This is a genomic window from Nonomuraea sp. NPDC050404 (assembly GCF_040655495.1).
Taxonomy (GTDB): Bacteria; Actinomycetota; Actinomycetes; order Streptosporangiales; family Streptosporangiaceae; genus Nonomuraea.
Window position 1 is genome coordinate 431,506 of record NZ_JBFAKB010000002.1, and the last position, 16,351, is coordinate 447,856.

At 69.6% G+C, this 16,351-nt stretch carries 16 protein-coding genes; 7 read left to right on the forward strand and 9 right to left on the reverse strand.

The features are described from left to right. The first annotated feature begins 24 nt into the window (after positions 1-24). Together AB0I81_RS07150 and AB0I81_RS07155 are read left to right on the forward strand one after the other, a co-directional pair. Positions 25-1,749 (forward strand): ABC transporter ATP-binding protein, encoded by a 1,725-nt coding sequence (locus AB0I81_RS07150; RefSeq protein ID WP_360651359.1) that lies wholly within the window; start codon positions 25-27, stop codon positions 1,747-1,749. Then, positions 1,746-3,587, forward strand: coding sequence for an ABC transporter ATP-binding protein (locus AB0I81_RS07155; protein ID WP_360651363.1), 1,842 nt, complete (start codon positions 1,746-1,748; stop codon positions 3,585-3,587). Before AB0I81_RS07150 ends, AB0I81_RS07155 begins: the two co-directional genes overlap by 4 nt. Before the next feature lie 12 nt (positions 3,588-3,599). Here AB0I81_RS07155 and AB0I81_RS07160 read toward each other — a convergent pair whose 3' ends face one another. The 6 genes from AB0I81_RS07160 to AB0I81_RS07185 form a co-directional block, all read right to left on the reverse strand. After that, on the reverse strand, positions 3,600-4,031 hold the full coding sequence (locus AB0I81_RS07160; protein WP_360651366.1) for a hypothetical protein: 432 nt from the start codon (positions 4,029-4,031) through the stop codon (positions 3,600-3,602). A gap of 123 nt (positions 4,032-4,154) precedes the next feature. Further along, positions 4,155-4,460 carry a hypothetical protein gene (locus AB0I81_RS07165; RefSeq protein WP_360651370.1) on the reverse strand — a complete coding sequence of 102 codons (306 nt, stop codon included), beginning with the start codon at positions 4,458-4,460 and terminating at the stop codon, positions 4,155-4,157. 58 nt (positions 4,461-4,518) lie between these two features. Continuing rightward, positions 4,519-4,854 carry a DUF202 domain-containing protein gene (locus AB0I81_RS07170; protein WP_360651373.1) on the reverse strand — a complete coding sequence of 112 codons (336 nt, stop codon included), beginning with the start codon at positions 4,852-4,854 and terminating at the stop codon, positions 4,519-4,521. Between the two features lie 15 nt (positions 4,855-4,869). Continuing rightward, entirely contained in the window at positions 4,870-5,196 is a 327-nt protein-coding gene (locus tag AB0I81_RS07175; RefSeq protein ID WP_360651376.1) for a DUF202 domain-containing protein, read from the reverse strand. Positions 5,197-5,256: 60 nt separating this feature from the next. After that, a complete protein-coding gene (locus tag AB0I81_RS07180; RefSeq protein ID WP_360651379.1) occupies positions 5,257-5,649 on the reverse strand; it encodes a hypothetical protein in 393 nt (130 codons plus the stop codon). Between the two features lie 77 nt (positions 5,650-5,726). Next, on the reverse strand, positions 5,727-6,677 hold the full coding sequence (locus tag AB0I81_RS07185) for an alpha/beta hydrolase (protein WP_360651382.1): 951 nt from the start codon (positions 6,675-6,677) through the stop codon (positions 5,727-5,729). A 216-nt stretch (positions 6,678-6,893) separates the two neighbouring features. Between AB0I81_RS07185 and bla the strand changes: the two genes are divergently transcribed. Together bla and AB0I81_RS07195 are read left to right on the forward strand one after the other, a co-directional pair. Beyond that, positions 6,894-7,826 carry a class A beta-lactamase gene (gene bla, locus AB0I81_RS07190; RefSeq protein WP_360651385.1) on the forward strand — a complete coding sequence of 311 codons (933 nt, stop codon included), beginning with the start codon at positions 6,894-6,896 and terminating at the stop codon, positions 7,824-7,826. Positions 7,827-7,942: 116 nt separating this feature from the next. Next, on the forward strand, positions 7,943-10,144 hold the full coding sequence (locus AB0I81_RS07195; RefSeq protein WP_360651388.1) for a transglycosylase domain-containing protein: 2,202 nt from the start codon (positions 7,943-7,945) through the stop codon (positions 10,142-10,144). 17 nt (positions 10,145-10,161) lie between these two features. Here the strand turns inward: AB0I81_RS07195 and AB0I81_RS07200 are convergent, their stop codons facing one another. Beyond that, positions 10,162-10,857, reverse strand: coding sequence for a helix-turn-helix domain-containing protein (locus AB0I81_RS07200; protein ID WP_360651391.1), 696 nt, complete (start codon positions 10,855-10,857; stop codon positions 10,162-10,164). A gap of 127 nt (positions 10,858-10,984) precedes the next feature. Between AB0I81_RS07200 and AB0I81_RS07205 the strand changes: the two genes are divergently transcribed. The 3 genes from AB0I81_RS07205 to AB0I81_RS07215 all read left to right on the forward strand — a co-directional run bounded on the left by AB0I81_RS07205 (position 10,985) and on the right by AB0I81_RS07215 (position 13,935). Further along, on the forward strand, positions 10,985-11,932 hold the full coding sequence (locus tag AB0I81_RS07205; protein WP_360651394.1) for an NADP-dependent oxidoreductase: 948 nt from the start codon (positions 10,985-10,987) through the stop codon (positions 11,930-11,932). 67 nt (positions 11,933-11,999) lie between these two features. Further along, positions 12,000-12,395, forward strand: coding sequence for a MerR family transcriptional regulator (locus tag AB0I81_RS07210; RefSeq protein ID WP_360651397.1), 396 nt, complete (start codon positions 12,000-12,002; stop codon positions 12,393-12,395). A 115-nt stretch (positions 12,396-12,510) separates the two neighbouring features. Next, the gene (locus tag AB0I81_RS07215; RefSeq protein ID WP_360651400.1) at positions 12,511-13,935 is read left to right on the forward strand and encodes a DHA2 family efflux MFS transporter permease subunit; all 1,425 of its coding nucleotides are present in this window, start codon (positions 12,511-12,513) and stop codon (positions 13,933-13,935) included. Positions 13,936-13,954: 19 nt separating this feature from the next. On the opposite strand, the gene AB0I81_RS07220 is transcribed toward AB0I81_RS07215, so the two are convergent. Next, a complete protein-coding gene (locus AB0I81_RS07220) occupies positions 13,955-14,596 on the reverse strand; it encodes a hypothetical protein (RefSeq protein ID WP_360651403.1) in 642 nt (213 codons plus the stop codon). Positions 14,597-14,741: 145 nt separating this feature from the next. Beyond that, the gene (locus tag AB0I81_RS07225) at positions 14,742-16,094 is read right to left on the reverse strand and encodes a carotenoid oxygenase family protein (protein ID WP_360651406.1); all 1,353 of its coding nucleotides are present in this window, start codon (positions 16,092-16,094) and stop codon (positions 14,742-14,744) included. Positions 16,095-16,351 lie beyond the last annotated feature (257 nt).

The window sequence follows — 16,351 nt, forward strand, 5'->3', positions numbered from 1 at the left end:
CTGTCTTCCAACTCCCTCTGGCGGATGAAGTCCTACCTCCGCCCGTACGTCGCCAGACTGAGCGTCATCTGGCTCACCGCGCTCGTCGGCGTCGGTCTCGTCATCGTCTTCCCCCTCATCATCGAGCAGGTCATCGACGGACCTGTCAGGCACGGTGACTCCGGCGCACTGCTGCCACTCGGACTGCTCGCGATCGGCGTCGGCGCCCTTGAGGCGCTGCTGATCCTCTTCCGCCGCTACATGCAGGTCAAGCCGGTGCTCGGCCTGGAGACCGCCGTCCGCGACGACCTGTACGAACACCTGCAACGCCTGCCCATGGGCTTCCACGGAGACTGGCAGTCCGGTCAGCTGTTATCACGTGCCACCACGGACCTGTCGACGATCCGCCGCTTCCTCGGCTTCGGCGCGCTGTTCCTGGTGATGAACGTGCTGCAGGTCATCACGGTCACCGTGCTGCTGATGAACAAGTACTGGCCGCTCGGGCTGCTGGTGCTGGCCTCGGTCGTGCCGATCGTGTGGACCTCCCAGCGCTTCGAGAAGCGCTACATCAAGATCTCCCGCCAGGTCCAGGACGAGCAGGGCGACCTCGCCACGCTCGTCGAGGAGTCCGCGACCGGCATCCGTACGATCAAGGCCTTCGGCCGCCGCCACCACGTCTACGACCAGTACGACGACGCCGCGCTCAAGGTGTACGGCTCCTCGATGGCCAAGGTGCGCCTGTCGGCCAGGTTCTTCTCCTTCCTGGAGATCGTGCCCAACATCACGCTGGCCCTGGTGCTGTTGATCGGCGCGCTGGCGGTCGGCTCCGGCGACCTGACGCTGGGCGCGCTGATCGCCTTCACCACGCTGATGCTGCAGCTCGTCTGGCCGGTGGCGAGCCTGGGCTACCTCCTGGTCATGGCGCAGGAGGCGATGACCTCCGCCGACCGGCTCATGGAGGTCATGGACACCGTCCCGGCCATCGAGGGCGGCTCGGACACCATCGACGAGCCGCGCGGCCACCTGCGCTTCGAGGGGGTCGGCTTCGCCTTCGCCGACTCCGAGGAGGCGGTGCTGCGCGACCTGTGGCTGGAGGTGCGGCCGGGCGAGACGGTCGCCATCGTGGGCCCGACCGGGGCGGGCAAGACCACCCTGACCGCGATGGTGCCGCGCCTGATCGACCCCACCTCCGGCCGGGTCACGATCGACGGTCATGACGTACGCGACCTGGACCTGAAGACGCTGCGCTCGGTGGTGGCCACCGCGTTCGAGGAGCCCACGCTGTTCTCGATGAGCGTGCGCGAGAACCTCATGCTCGGCCGGCTCGACGCCACCGAGGAGGAGCTGGCGCAGGCCATCCAGACCGCCCAGGCCATGTTCGTGTACGACCTGCCGTGGGGCCTGGACACCCGCATCGGCGAGCAGGGGCTGTCCCTGTCCGGCGGTCAGCGGCAGCGGCTCGCCCTGGCCAGGGCCGTGCTGAGCAAGCCGCGCATCCTGGTGCTCGACGACACGTTGTCCGCGCTCGACGCCGAGACCGAGGCCCTGGTGGAGGAGGCGCTGCGGCACGTGCTGCGCGACGCGACCGGCATCGTGGTCGCCCACCGCGCCTCCACCGTGTTGCTGGCCGACAAGGTGGCGCTGCTGCGGGACGGCACGATCACGCACGTCGGGCAGCACCGCGAGTTGCTGGCGCGGGTGCCCGAGTACCGGGAACTGCTGGCGCAGGACGCCGACTTCGACGACGCGGCGGAAGGGGCGCTTCGATGACGACGACGGTTCAGGAGAAGAGTGATTCCTGGCGCGGCGTCGCCTCCGAGGATCAGGACGAGCTGTCGGAGAAGGTCTCCGTACTGCTGCGGACCCGTTCGCGGCGGCTGCTCGGCGACCTGCTGCGGCCGTACAAGAAGAAGATCGCGCTGCTCATTCTGATCATCGTGGTCGCGAACGCGGCCGGGTTGTCGATTCCCTTCCTGGTCTCGGTGGGCATCGACTCGGGCATCCCGCCGATCACGAACGGCTCCGACCCCACGGTCCTGGTGACCGTGGTCGGGGTGATCCTGGCCGCCGCGCTCACCCAGGCGCTCACCCGGCAGGCGTTCCTGCGGCTGATGGGGACGGTCGGGCAGAGCATCCTGCTGACGCTGCGCAGAAGGGTGTTCGACCACTTCCAGCGGTTGTCGCTGAGCTTCCACGAGGGCTACACCTCGGGCCGGGTGATCTCCCGGCTGACCTCCGACATCGAGGCCATCGCCGAGCTGGTGCAGTCGGGGTTCGACGCGCTGGTCAAGGCCGTACTGACGCTGGTGGGCACGGCGGTGCTGCTGCTGGTGCTGGACGTGCACCTCGGCCTGGTGGCGCTGATCCCGCTGCCGCTGCTGCTGCTGTTCACCAAGTGGTTCCAGCGGCAGTCCGCCACGGTCTACCGGCGCACCCGCGAGACGGTCGCGCTGGTGATCGTTCACTTCGTGGAGTCGATGATCGGCATCCGCGCGGTGCAGGCCTTCCGCAGGGAGCCGCGCAACCAGGAGATCTTCGAGCGGCTCAACGACGACTACCGGGATGCCAACGCGCGCGGCATGATCCTCGGCGCCACGTTCATGACCGGCGTCAAGCTGATCGGCAACATGACGATCGGCGCGGTGCTGCTCTACGGCGGCTACCTGGCGCTGCGCGGCGAGGTCTCCCCCGGCGTGCTGGCGGGGTTCATGTTGTATCTGCGCGGGTTCTACGAGCCGATGCAGGAGATCAGCCAGTTCTACAACACGCTGCAGTCGGCCGGCGCGGCGCTGGAGAAGTTGTCGGGCGTGCTGGAGGAGGAGCCCTCCGTGCCCGAGCCGCGCAAGCCGGCGGCGCTGCCGCAGGGCAGGGCGCGCGGCAAGGTGCGCTTCGACGGCGTCGAGTTCGCCTACGTCAAGGAGAGGCCGATCCTGCCCAAGCTGGACCTGACGGTCCCGGCCGGGCAGAGCGTGGCGCTGGTCGGCGCGACGGGCGCGGGCAAGACGACGCTGGCCAAGCTCATCTCCCGCTTCTACGACCCGACCGACGGGCGCGTGCTGCTCGACGGCGTAGATCTGCGCGACCTCGACGAGCCGACGCTGCGTCAGGCCGTGGTCATGGTGACGCAGGAGAACTTCCTGTTCAACGGCACGGTCGCGGACAACATCAGGTTCGGCAAGCCCGACGCCACCGACCGCCAGGTACGGGAGGCGGCCAAGGCCATCGGCGCGCACGAGTTCATCTCGGGCCTGCCGCAGGGCTACGACACCGAGGTGGGCAAGCACGGCGGCCGGATGTCGGCAGGCCAGCGGCAACTCGTCGCGTTCGCGCGGGCGTTCCTCGCCGACCCGGCCGTGCTCATCCTCGACGAGGCCACCTCCAGCCTCGACGTGCCGAGTGAGCGCCTCGTCCAGCGGGCGCTGCGGACGATCCTCGCCGAGCGCACCGCGCTGATCATCGCGCACCGGTTGTCGACCGTGGAGATCGCCGACCGGGTGCTGGTGATGGAGCGCGGCACGATCGTCGAGGACGGGCCGCCGGACCAGCTCATCGCCGCCTCCGGCCGCTTCGCCGGGTTGCACCAGGCCTGGCTGGAGAGCCTCAGCTAGCTCCGGCCCCGGTCATGGCTGCGGGCGTGCCATGGCGATGATGTTCGCATACAACTCGTATCCCACGAACAGCGCCATCGGCACGCCCAGCCCGACCAGCAGCCTGCCGGGCAGGTACGTCCTCGAACCGGCGGACGCCCTGCCCGGCGGCGGCACCGGGGCCGGTACGGGCACCGGCCCCGGCTCGGGTTCGAGCGCGGGCACGAGTTCGGGGTGGCGGCTGGAGTAGCCGGAGGGGAACCACGTCACGTCGTACCGGCCGCAACCCGGGCAGCAGGTGCCCGACCAGGGCGGCGGCACGGGGATTCCCGAGCTGAGCCAGATGTCTCCCCCGTTGCCGTAGGCGTCGCAGAGATGTCTGACGACGAAGTCCTCTTCCCAGACGTGCAGGCAACGCAGGCATTCGAAGGGCCACGTCTCGCTGGTGTCGAATCCGTCGGGCACCTGGACCACCCCCGGCTGTCGGCCGATTTGTCGCTCCGAGTGTCCGTCCGGTTACGTTTCTCCCGCAAGACGACCTTCTGACACCGGACGCCAGGAAATACTTACCCGGCGTCAAGCGTGGAGTCAGTAAAGCGGCCTGCGCACCGGGCTGAGCAGTGGTGTCGCGTCGAGCACGACGGGCCCGACCGGCGGGATCAGCTCCGGATGGCGTACCAGGTAGCCGTCAGGGAACATGACGGCCTGCTGGCAGCCGCACTTGGGGCAGATCTCGCCCGACGAGGGCGGCGAGACGGGCAGCCCGGCGCGCAGCCAGACCTCGCCGCCCGCATGACCGTGATCGTCCTCGATGTGCCTGACGTCGTAGTCCTCGTGCCAGACGTGCCAGCAACTGCGGCATTCGAACGGCACCTTGCGGTGTTCTTCTTCCACTTGAGGTCACCCCCTGCTTACGAGTCTCCGCCTCCTTCGCGGATTCCCGCAACCGGGGTCACCGAACGGTGAGCACAAAGACGAAGGCGCCCGCGACCACGCTCAACGTGCCGAGCCAGGCGAAGAACGCGTCGAACCCCGCATTCAGCGGCGTTCCCGCGTGCAGGGCGGCCTGCACGCGGCGGAAACGCAGTCTCGTCCTGGTCAGCAGCACGCCGCCGCACAGGGCGGCGAGCGCGAAGCCGACGATCGCGAGCGCGGGCAGGCCGTGCCGCACGGACAGCCCGGCGGCGGCGAGCCCGCCGCTGGACAGGGCCACCGCCGTGCGCACCCAGGCCAGGCGGGTGCGCTCGCTCTGCAGTCCGTTGTCCCAGATCTCCTCTTCCGTCGTCATGAGAACGGCCGCCGGTCAGGCGGAAAGGATGATCAGGACGAGGGCGACGACGGCGACGGCCGCCACGCCGTACCCGAAGACGGCCGCCAGGGCGGGCGGCGGGAGCGGCGCCTGCTGCCGCAGCGCGCGCTGGATGTTGCGCCAGCGGGGGTAGGCCATGCCCGCCGCCAGCGCGGAGAGGGTGACCAGCACGATGGCCAGTCCGGTACGGATCCAAGGCACGAACACGTCGGACGGCACTGCCGCGATGGCCACCCCACCCGCGCTGAGTGCCAGCGCCGTGCTCAGCCAGGTGAGGAAGGTGCGTTCGTTGGCCAAGGTGAAACGCGGGTCGGGTTCCATAGGAAAAACGCTAATTCGTACCCATTTCCCCTAGAGAAGCCGGGAATGCTCTTTCGAGGGTCAGCCGGCGCCGCAGGCCGTGGCCACTTCCTTGACGTAGGCGGCGCTCTCGGTGCCGACCTTCTGCACCGCGTCCACGGCCTCGTTGACGCTGGTGACGTTGATGCTGGTCAAGGTGGACGCCATGCCGTCGGTGGCCTCCTTGAGCGTGGTGTTGGCGGCCGAGTCGGCCACCTCGTTGAGCTTGGTCGCGGCGTCGTTCAGCGCCTTGTCCATGGCCTGGGGATCGTCGGTCAGCTTGCTGATCTCCGCTCCGAGCTCAGTGATGATCTTGGGGGCTTCCAGGCAGGCCTGGGCCCTGTCAATGGTGTTGTTAACGTCACTGCAGCCGGCCGCGAGGACACACGAGGCGAACAGTGCCAAGGGCACGAACCGGCGTTTGAAATGGCGCATGCTTCGACACTACCCAAGAGAGTCGCCACGTGGCGTGACCGAACGGATCACGTTAGCGACCGAAACGGTGGGGTGCGTCACGTCAGGCGTCGCAGCCAGTCGATCAGCAGGTGGCTGGTCTCATCAGGGCGTTCCTGCTGGACCCAGTGGCCGCAGCCGTCGAGGATATGGACGCCCGATATCCCCGGCATGGTGTGCGGGAACTCCTTGATGGCGCCGGCCATCCAGGTGGTGCTGGCGTCCAGCGCCCCGCCGATGAACAGCGCGGGCTGCGTGATCGGCACGCCGTCCCAGGCCGCCAGATCCTCCCAGTCGCGGTCCATGTTGCGGTAGCGGTTGAGCGCGCCGGTCAGGCCGGTGCGCTCGAACTCGGCCGCGTACACGTCGAGATCACTCTCGGTGAGCCAGGACGGCAGCGCACCCACGGGGAAGCGGTCACGGAGCCGGCCGCCCGCGGGCACGAAGAAGGCGCCCTGCCCCTGCGCCGACAGGGCGGTGTAGAGGCCGGCCAGCCAGCCGCGCACGTCGGGCTCGATCTCGGCCTCGGCCCGCCCCGGCCGCTGGAAGTAGCTGACGTAGAACTCCTCGCCGCCGCCCATCGCGGCGAAGGCGTCGGTGGGGCGGTGCGGGCCGCGCGCCGCGTACGGCACGCTGAGCTGGCCGACCGCCCTGAAGAGGTCGGGCCGCAGCAGGGCGCTGTTCGCGGCGATCGGCGCGCCCCAGTCGTGGCCGACGATCACGGCGGAGCGCTCGCCCAGCGCCCGTACGACGGCGGCGTTGTCGGCGACGTGGGCCAGCATGCGGTAGTCCTCCGTGCGGGCGGGCGCGGAGGAGCGGCCGTAGCCGCGCACGTCGATCGCCGCCGCGCGGAATCCGGCCGCGGCGATGGCCGGGAGCTGGTGGCGCCAGGAGTACCAGGACTCGGGGAAGCCGTGCACCAGCAGGACCAGCGGCCCGCTGCCCTGCTCTGCCACGTGGATGCGGCCTCCCGGCACCTCGACCAGCCGATGGGTGACGGTCTTCGACATGTCTCCTCGCTTTCCTCAGCTTTCCCCCGCACTATGTGACCTCGGCCCCACGTCGCGCGAACCACGTTGCCGTTCCGGCAATCTCACGGCTATGACCTGCGCTTATACGAGAACCGATATCGTGGCCTACGCGATATCGCTATTAGACACCGGTTGATCGCACGTGCTTTGCTCCTGCCCTCTGAACCGATCGCACGACAGCGAGGACACAGGCATATGCGACACCTCCGTACCCGGGCCGCCTTCCGGGCGACCGCCGTGACGGTCTCCCTCATGGCGGGCGGCGCCCTGGCCGCGGGCCCGGCCTCGGCCACAGCTCCCGCCGCCCAGGCGGCGCCGTCCGCCCAGGCGCAGGTCAGCAAGGAGCTGCGCGCGCTGGAGGCGTCCTTCAAGGGCCGCATCGGGGCGTACGCCATCGACACGGCCACGGGCAAGTCGGTCGGCTACCGGTCGGGCGAACGGTTCCCGCTGCTGTCCACGTTCAAGGCGCCGCTCTGCGCGGCCGCGCTGCACAAGGCCCGCACCTCCGAGCCCGGCCTGATGGACAAGGTGGTCAAGTGGACCGCCGACGACCTCAAGCCCAACTCGCCGACCACCGAGAAGCACGTCGAGGACGGCCTGAGCGTCTCCGAGCTGTGCGAGGCGACCATCACCCTGAGCGACAACACTGCGGCGAACATGGTGCTCAAGCAGATCGGCGGGCCGGCCGGGCTGACCAAGTACTTCCGCACGCTCAAGGACCCGGTCTCCCGCCTGGACCGCTGGGAGACCGAGCTCAACGACTGGACGGCCAAGGAGAAGCGCGACACCACCACGCCCGCGGCCATCTCCCGTGACCTGCGCGCGCTCACGTACGGCAAGGCCCTGCACGCCAAGGACCGCGAGCAGCTCAACGCCTGGCTGATCGCGAACGAGACCGGCGACGCGCGCATCCGCGCCGGCCTGCCCAAGAAGTGGACGGTCGGCGACAAGACGGGCACGAACGGCGAGATCGGCGGAGCCAACGACATCGCCGTCGCCTGGCCATCCGGCAGGTCGGCCGCCCCGATCATCCTGGCCGTCTACACCCACCGCTCGGTGGCCAAGGCCGACGACGCCGTCGTCGCCAAGACCGCGACGATCTTGACCCGCGGGCTCGGCAAACTCTGATGTCTCGACGGGGGGAGAGAACATCGATGTCCCGGCAGGGGGAGCAGCCGTCGCGGTCCGGACGGTATGAGAAGGCTTCACGGTCTCGGCGGGATGAGACCGCCACGCGGCGTGGGGTGAAGGCCGTGCGCCTGATCGGCGCGGGGACGGCGGCCGGGCTGCTGGTGGCCGCCATCGCGATCCCGGCCGTCGGCGGTGCCGGGATCGGGCTGGTGGCGGCGGCAGAGGAGATCAACCTCAAGCCGCTCGACCTCACCGAGCCGCCGCCGGCCGAGGTCACGATCGTGCAGGACGCCAAGGGCGGCGAGATAGCCCGCTTCTACGAGGAGTACCGCGAGGTCGTCGGCTCGGAGGAGATCTCCGAGACGATGAAGACGGCGGTCGTGGCGATCGAGGACTTCCGCTTCTACCAGCACGGCGCGATCGACATCGAGGGCACGCTGCGCGCGCTGGCCACGAACCTGCAGTCCGGCAGGATGAGCCAGGGCGGGTCGAGCATCACCCAGCAGTACGTCAAGCAGGTGCTCTACAACTCGGCCGGCACGCAGGAGGAGCGGAACGCGGCCGTCGAGGCGAGTTACGCGCGCAAGCTCAACGAGTTGCGGTACGCGATGGGGGTCGAGAAGAAGTACAGCAAGGACCAGATTCTCGCCAAATATCTGAACATCGCGTACTTCGGCGCCGGTGCCTACGGAGTGGAGGCGGCGGCCAAGCGCTTCTTCGGCGTGTCCGCGGCCGACCTGACCCTGCCGCAGGCGGCGACGCTGGCCGGCGCCGTCCAGGACCCGAACGCCACGGACCCCAACCTGGGCAAGAAGCAGCGCGAACGGCTGCTGAACCGCCGCAACGTCGTCCTGGACCGGATGGCCGAGCTGGGCAAGATCAGCGCCGCGGAGGCGGCGAAGGCCAAGGCCGGCAAGCTCGGCTACAAGGGCACCAAGATCCCCGGCGGCTGTGAGAGCAGCAAATTCGCGTACTTCTGCCTGTATGTGCGCCACGAGATTCTCGGCAACCCCGACTTCGGCCGTACGGCCAAGGCCAGGCTGACCATGCTCAACCGTGGCGGCCTGACCATCAGGACCACGATCGACCCGGCCATGCAGCGGGCCGCAGACCAGGCCATCAAGCGCTACGTCAACCCCTCGGACCGGCCGGTCGCCGCGCAGGCCCTGGTCCAGCCGGGCTCGGGGGCGATCAAGGCGATGGCCGCCAGCCGGACGTACGGGACGAACGCCGGCAAGAACGAGATCTCCTACAACGTGGTCGCGGACGCGGCGCACGGCGGCGGGATCGGCTTCCAGCCGGGGTCCACGTTCAAGACGTTCACCCTGATCACGGCCCTGCAGGAGGGCATGAAGCTGGACGACGGGCTCAAGGCGGGGGCGGGTTACCGGGCGCCGGCGTACTCGACGTTCAAGAACTGCGCGGGCCAGAACATCGGCGATCCCACGCACACCGTCACCAACGACGAGGGCTCGCCCGGCTGGAAGACGCTCAGGACCGGCACGTGGGATTCGGTGAACACGTTCTTCATGGAACTGGAGGAGCGGGTCGGGCTCTGCGACACGGTCAAGACGGCCAAGTCGCTGGGCATCAAGCGCGCGGACGGCAAGAAGTTGCGCGAGTTCGAGACGTTCACGCTCGGCATCAACGAGTCGGACCCGGTCACGGTGGCCGGCGCGTACGCGGCGATCGCGGCGCGCGGGACGTACTGCGCCCCGATGGCGATCAGCCGCATCACCGACCGCGACGGGAAAAGCACCCGTTACCGGCCCAAGTGCCGTCAGGCCCTGGACCCGGCGATCGCCGACGCGACGGCCGACGTGTTGTCCGGGGTGTTCACCAAGGGCACGATGAGCGGGGTCGGCGGCATCGGCCGGGACGCGGCCGGCAAGACCGGCACTACGGACGACTACGCGTCGGCCTGGTTCGCCGGCTTCACGCCCGACCTGGCGAGCGCGGTGAGCCTGGGCGACCCGCGCGGCTCCCAGCAGTACAAGCTGACGGGCGTCACGATCGGCGGCCGGTACTACGGCTCGGTGCAGGGGGCCAGCATCCCCGGCCCGATCTGGAAGGACACGATGGCGGCCGCGCTTGAAGGGGTTGCGCCGTCCCCATTCACCCCGGTCGACTCCTCCCGCTTCGGCGGCTGCGGACAGGACTGCCGCCCGGAGCCCGACCCGAAGGAGGAGGACGCGCTTGATGATGAATTGCCGGACGACGGCTCACCGGACCCCGCCTCACAGGACGCCGCCTCACAGGAGGGCCCCGAGCCCACGTCGGGGGTGACACTCGCCCCCGAAGACCTCCTGCGGTAACGGGCCGCTGTCGGACGTCAGCGAACGCCGAGGGTGGGGAGGACGGGGAGTGGCAGGCGGACGGCGGGCGGAAGCGGTGCGGGGACCGGGTCCGCACGGAACGACTGGATCATCAGGGCCGCGAAACGGCGCGACGCCGCCGCTCTCATCGCGGGCGAATCCGCGCGGATGCCGTCGTTCGCCATCAACGCCATGATGAGGTCCTCCAGCACGAAATCCGCCCGCAGGCCGCCCGCCTCCTTGGCGTTCCTGACGAGTTGCAACATCAGGCGCATCGTGTAGTCGCGGTGGGTGGTGAAGTGGTCGGTCACGGGCAGGCGTGAGGTGAGGGCGCGGGAGAAACCCCGGTCGAGGGCGTTCACCACCATCAGCTTCTCGACCACCAGGCAGAACCCGCGCCACGGATCGGCCTGCGCCAGCCCTCTCTCGACGGTCGCCGTGCAACCGGCCATCTGCTCGGCGAAGGCCTCGGCGAACAGCGCCTCCTTGGTCGGGAAGTGCCGGTAGACGGTCGCGGCGCCGACCTGGGCGCGCCGGGCGATCTCCCTGATCGGCACGTCGAGACCCTGGACGGCGAAGGCCTCACGGGCGACCTCCAGGATGCGCCGGCGGTTGTCACGGGCGTCCGAGCGCAGCTCATGACCCAGCTCGCGGGTCTCCGAACGCGGCTTCGGGCCCACCTCGCGGCCATCCGGACGCGACCTTTCACCCACCTCGCGACCATCCGGACGCGACTTCTCACCCACCTCGCGACCATTCCCGCGCGGCTTCTGACTCACTTCGTCCGTCACCGCTCTCACTTTAATCAAACGGACGGGGTGTTCCGTTACGTTGCGGGACATGAGAGCAATCCAGTTTTCCGAGTACGGCCCGCCCAGCGTCATGCAGGTCGCCGAGGTCGCCGAGCCGCACGCCGGACCGGGAGAGATCCGCATCGCCGTACGGGCGTCCGGGATCTCGCCGGGAGAAATGAAACTCCGCTCCGGGATGATGCGCGACGCGCTGCCCATGCCCTTGCCGTACCGGACCGGGTTCGACGCCGCCGGCGTGGTGGACGAGGTGGGCGACGGCGTCACGGGCACCGGCGTAGGGGACGAGGTGTTCGGCGTGGCCTCCATGATCGGGCGCGGCGCGAACGCCGACCACGTGGTCCTGGCCGCCTGGGCGCCCAAGCCGCCCGCGTGGAGCTGGGAGGAGGCCGGCGGCGCCGCGGGCAGCGTCGAGACCTCCGTCCGGGTACTCGACCGGCTCGCGGTCGGCCCCGGCCACACCGTGCTGGTGCAGGGCGCGGCCGGTGCGGTGGGCACGGTCGCCGTACAGTTCGCGGTCGCCCGGGGTGCCAAGGTCATCGGTACGGCGAGCGAGCACAACCACGAGTTCCTGCGTTCCCTGGGCGCGGAGCCGACGACTTACGGGGCGGGACTGGTCGAACGGGTGCGCGCGCTGGCTCCCGGCGGGGTGGAAGCGGTGTTTGACTGCGCCGGAGGAGCGCTGCCCGACCTGATCGCCATCGCCGGTGACAAGGCGCGGGTGGTGACGATCGCCGACCTCGGAGCCGCGGTCCACGGCGTGCACCTGTCGCACAGCGCCCCGGTGGACGTCGACGCCTCGGACCTCGGTGGCGCCGACCCGATGGCGCTGCACGGCCTCGGCCTGGCGGTGGAACTCGCCGGGCAGGGCCGGCTGCGGGTGCCGATCGCGGCGGCGTTCCCGCTGAGCGAGGTCGCCGCCGCGCACGAACTGAGCGAGACCCGGCACGCCCGCGGCAGAATCGTGCTGGTGCACTGATCGAATCTCAGCCGATGGCGGCACGTGGTTGAAGCGGGCGCCGCCGGACCTGGCCCAAGATTGGGTCATGAACGGGCTGACCTCGATCCGCACCATGGCCGACCACTTCGACCTGGCGATCTCGACGCTGCACTACTGGGAGCGACGTGGGTTGGTCATCCCGCACCGGCGGGCCGGGCAGCGGTTCTATGACGACGCGCAGGTCTATCGGGTGGCGCTGATCCAGTTGTGGCGGCGGACCGGGCTGATGAGCATCGATGAGATAGCCGCCCTGTTGTCACAGAGCGAGAACTGGCAGGAGATCGTGGACGCGCGCATCTCCGACATCGACGCGCAGATGGACAGACTGGCCGTCGCCAAGCGGTACCTGAACCATCTGAAGACGTGCGGGCATGGCCCGCCGCTGGAGGAATGTCCGGAGTTCAGGGCCGGCATCCTGACTCCGGAGCCCCGGCGTCCCTGATCCCGGGTTCCGGGACGCCGGGGCTCCGGATTACGGGAGCGGCGGAGTTGCCCTCAACCCGGGTTGAGCGTGCAGGGTTGGGCGCACTTGACCGCTCCCGTAAGGAGGTGAGCTCGTGCTGCGTCGCGGACCGGCGATGAGGGCGCGTGCCGAACTCGCTCTGGCCTGCGCCGGGTCGTTCATGGTGATCCTGGACGCCACGATCGTCTCCGTCGCCCTGCCCGACATCCGTTCCGCCCTCGGCTTCACCCCGGCCACCCTGCCGTGGGCGGTCAACGCCTACACGCTCGTCTTCGCCGGGCTCCTGCTGCTCGGCGGCAGGCTCGCGGACGCATACGGCCGGCGGGCGACGTTCGTACTCGGCATGGCGGTGTTCACCGTAGCCAGGCTTGCCGGCGGCCTGGCCACGACGGCGACGCTCCTGCTCACCGCCCGCGCGGTCCAGGGGCTCGGCGCGGCGCTGCTCATGCCGGTCACGCTCGCCCTGGTGACCACCACGTTCACCGAACCGGACCGGCGGGCGCGGGCACTGGCCGTCTGGAGCGCCGTCGGGGCGGCCGGCGCCGCCCTCGGGCCCGTGCTCGGCGGTCTGCTGATCGAGCTCGGCGGCTGGAGATGGGTCTTCCTGGTCACCGTTCCCGTCGGGGTCGCGGCGATCGTCGCGGCGACGATCCTGTTGCCACACCGCCCGAAGGACGGAGCCCGCCGGCGGCTGGACGTGACCGGCGCCCTGATCGGCACCCTGGGGCTGAGCGGCCTGGTGTACGCGCTGATGCGGGCGCCCACCGGCGGCTGGACCGACGCGGGCACGCTGACGCCGCTGACCGGCGGCCTGGCGCTGCTCGTCCTCTTCGTGGTGCACCAGGCGCGGTGGGCGCGCGAGCCGCTGATGTCTCCGGACGTCTTCAGGACCCGTTCGGTCGGGAGCGGGAACGTGGTGATGTTCCTGCTCGGGCTGGGCTTCTTCGCCAGCCCGGTCCTGCTGTCGCTGTACCTGCAGGACGTGCACGGCTACTCGCCGCTGATGGCCGGGCTGGCCTACCTTCCGCTGGGCTTGGCGATGTTCGCGGGGGCCAACAGCGCGGGCGCCCTTTCCGTACGGCTGGGCGTGCGCCGTACCACCGTGTGGTGCTGCGCGCTGGGCGCGGCCGGGCTGGGCGGCGTGGCGGCGCTGGCCGGGGTGGCGGGCTCGTCCGTGCTCTGGCTCCTGCTGCCCGGAATCGTGTTCGGCTTCGGCAGCGCCGCGGCCTTCACCCCGGTCACGGTCGCGGCCACCAGCGGGGTTCCGGCCCGGCACCACGGCCTGGCCGCCGGGCTACTGAACACGATCCGGCAGGTCAGCGGGGCGATCGGGCTGGCCATCCTGAGCACGATCGCCGCCACCGCGACGGGGGGCCGGTCAGCGGGGACCGCCGCTTCCGGGCACGGATACGTCCTCGCGTTCGCCGTCTCGGCCTGCTGCCTGCTCGCGGCCGCTGCCGCCGCGGCGTCACTGCTGCCACCGGACGGCCACGGCGGCGATCCGGGCACTGCTCCTTGACCTGGGACGGACTCCCGTACTACCCGCCTTCCTGCGGTTCGGGCGCATAGATATAACGGTGACTGTAGAGGAGCCCGTCATCCGCCCCCTCAGATACCTGGAACGGGTTCTGCGGCCAGTGATTCAAAGCGACCGGCATGGCCTCACGTATTTCCAGGAACCACGTCATCCCTGTGATCGGCTTGGCAGCGGGGAAAGGGAACGGCACGCTGTCCTCATTCACGTGCAGAATTTCGTAGATAGCGCTGTTCACGTCGCCCACCTCGGCGCTGACCTCATCCTCCGTCGCTTCGGGGTAGATCGAGCGATAGGAACTCCGGCCCTCCTCGATTATCTCGTCGAAGTCATCGACGAGATAATCGGTGCGGGACAGGACAGAGAACAATCCGCCATTCCCTGAATCCATTACGGGCCCCTCCTCGTCCTCGGCGTTGTGCGGCGCGAGCAGGTTCTCTCCCGTGAGGGCGGTGTAGGCGGCGTCATAAGCCTGGACCGCCGTACGTACCGCGTCGTTCTGGCAGTCCGATGGACCGGTGGCTTCGGCCACGGCGTCGAGTTGCGCGCCGATCGCCGAAAGGAGCGCCTGGCCCGCTATCTGAAACCGCTCGACCTCCTGCCTGTCCCATCGGGACGTCTCACTCCATGTGTCATGTTCGTTCATCACCGATCGCACCGTCCGTTGGTCACCTGAGCACAGGGTTGAATAGTAATGCCGCCATGATCGGCACTACTCGTCACTCGGACGCGTTCGGTAGCCCCATCACCAAGCGCGAGGCGGAGGCATTCAGAATCGGTAGCAGGACTGCTCAGGCCGGGATCCAGTTGCCGTGGAAGCCCGCGGGGATGCGTACCGGAAGGTGCACCTCGGCGAGCGGGGGCGCGGCCAGGTCGGTGGCGTCGAGGATGGCCAGGTAGCTCGTGCCCGCGTCGCGGTCGTGGGCGAACGTCATCAGGTAGCCGTCGTTCTCGCCGTTCCCCGCCCTGGGTACGAAGACGGCTTCGCCGCAGGTGTGGCCCGCGGGGAGGCGGTGCGTGGCCCGTACACCGCCGTTGGTGAGGTCATAAGCGTAGATCTCGGACCGTTCGGGCTCGGCGTCCAGGGAGAAGCTGGTCGTGTAGCCGTAGCGGTGGGCGAGCCCGAGCGTCGAGTCGGCCACCCTCGGGTATTCGCTGGGCGTGTCGTCGAGCGCTTCCTCGGCGGCCGCGCCCGACCTCAGGTCCAGCGTCCAGCGGTACACGACCGGAAGCCCGCCCTCCAGGTCGCCGGCGCCGCCGCGCCACAGCGTGGGTACGCGGGTGCCGGTGACGGTGATCATGTCGCCAGCCGGGTTCTCGAAGGCGTTCATGGTGTGCCAGACAAAGCACGGTTCGACGTCGAACCAGCGTACGGGCGCGTCGTCACCGGCCGTGCGCGCCAGCACGCCGAACCGGGCGCGGTGCGCGTCGTCCCAGCGCCACGGCGGCCCGCCCGCCGCGGCCTGGGCAGGGTCGAAGACGACCGGCAGGTCCATGAGGACGATGTGGTTCCGGGTGATGGCGAAGTCGTGCATCATCGTGGCGCGCGGCACGTCCACGACCCGCCGCTGCACCACCTCGCCGGCGGCCGAGACGCGGTAGCAGGTCAGGTACGGCGGGCGCAGCCGGTAGCCGAAGAACAGCAGCTCACCTGTGATCGGGCAGGTCTTCGGGTGCGCGGTCATCGGCGTCCGAAGGGCCCCGTCGAAGGTGTAGGCCCCGATGGTGGCGAGGTCGGGCGTGATCTCGTACGGGAAACCGCCCTCCTCCAGCGCGAACAGGCGGCCCGCGTGCGCGATCAGATGGGTGTTGGCCGTGGTGACCCGGTAGTCGATCCGCTGGGTCTCCTCGTCGTAGGCGAGGGCGAAGCGGGACTCGCCGGGGTGCTCGTACAGCGGCGTGCGCACGTACCGGTTGCGGTACCAGCGCGCCCTGCCGCCGTCGAGCGCGATGGTGTGGATCATGCCGTCGCCCGCGAAGGAGTGCGGCGACCAGCCGGTACGCGGGTTGGGCCCGTTGCGGAAGAACTGCCCGCTCAGCTCGGCCGGGATCTCACCGACGACCTTGGACGGCTCCAGGGTCACCTCGTCGGCGACCGGCGCGTTGTTGCCCGCGAGGTGCAGCGGCACGACGGTTTCGGACATGCTGGAACTCCTGTCGGCAGGTGGTGGAGACGCCGACAACCGTGCACGACAAATCGCGCGAACAACAGACTTGTTCTTCCCGGCCGTCTCAGCCGCCCGGAAGGAGCCCAGGTGAGACCTCCGCCAAGCCCGCTACTCTCACCTGGGCTCCTGCCTGGTCGAAACCGCCGTATCGGCCGGTCACCAAGCGGACTCCCCCGCCCGCCTCGCCGAATTCCTCAGCCGCGACCGATAACAGCGGAAATCCCGCCCGGCCG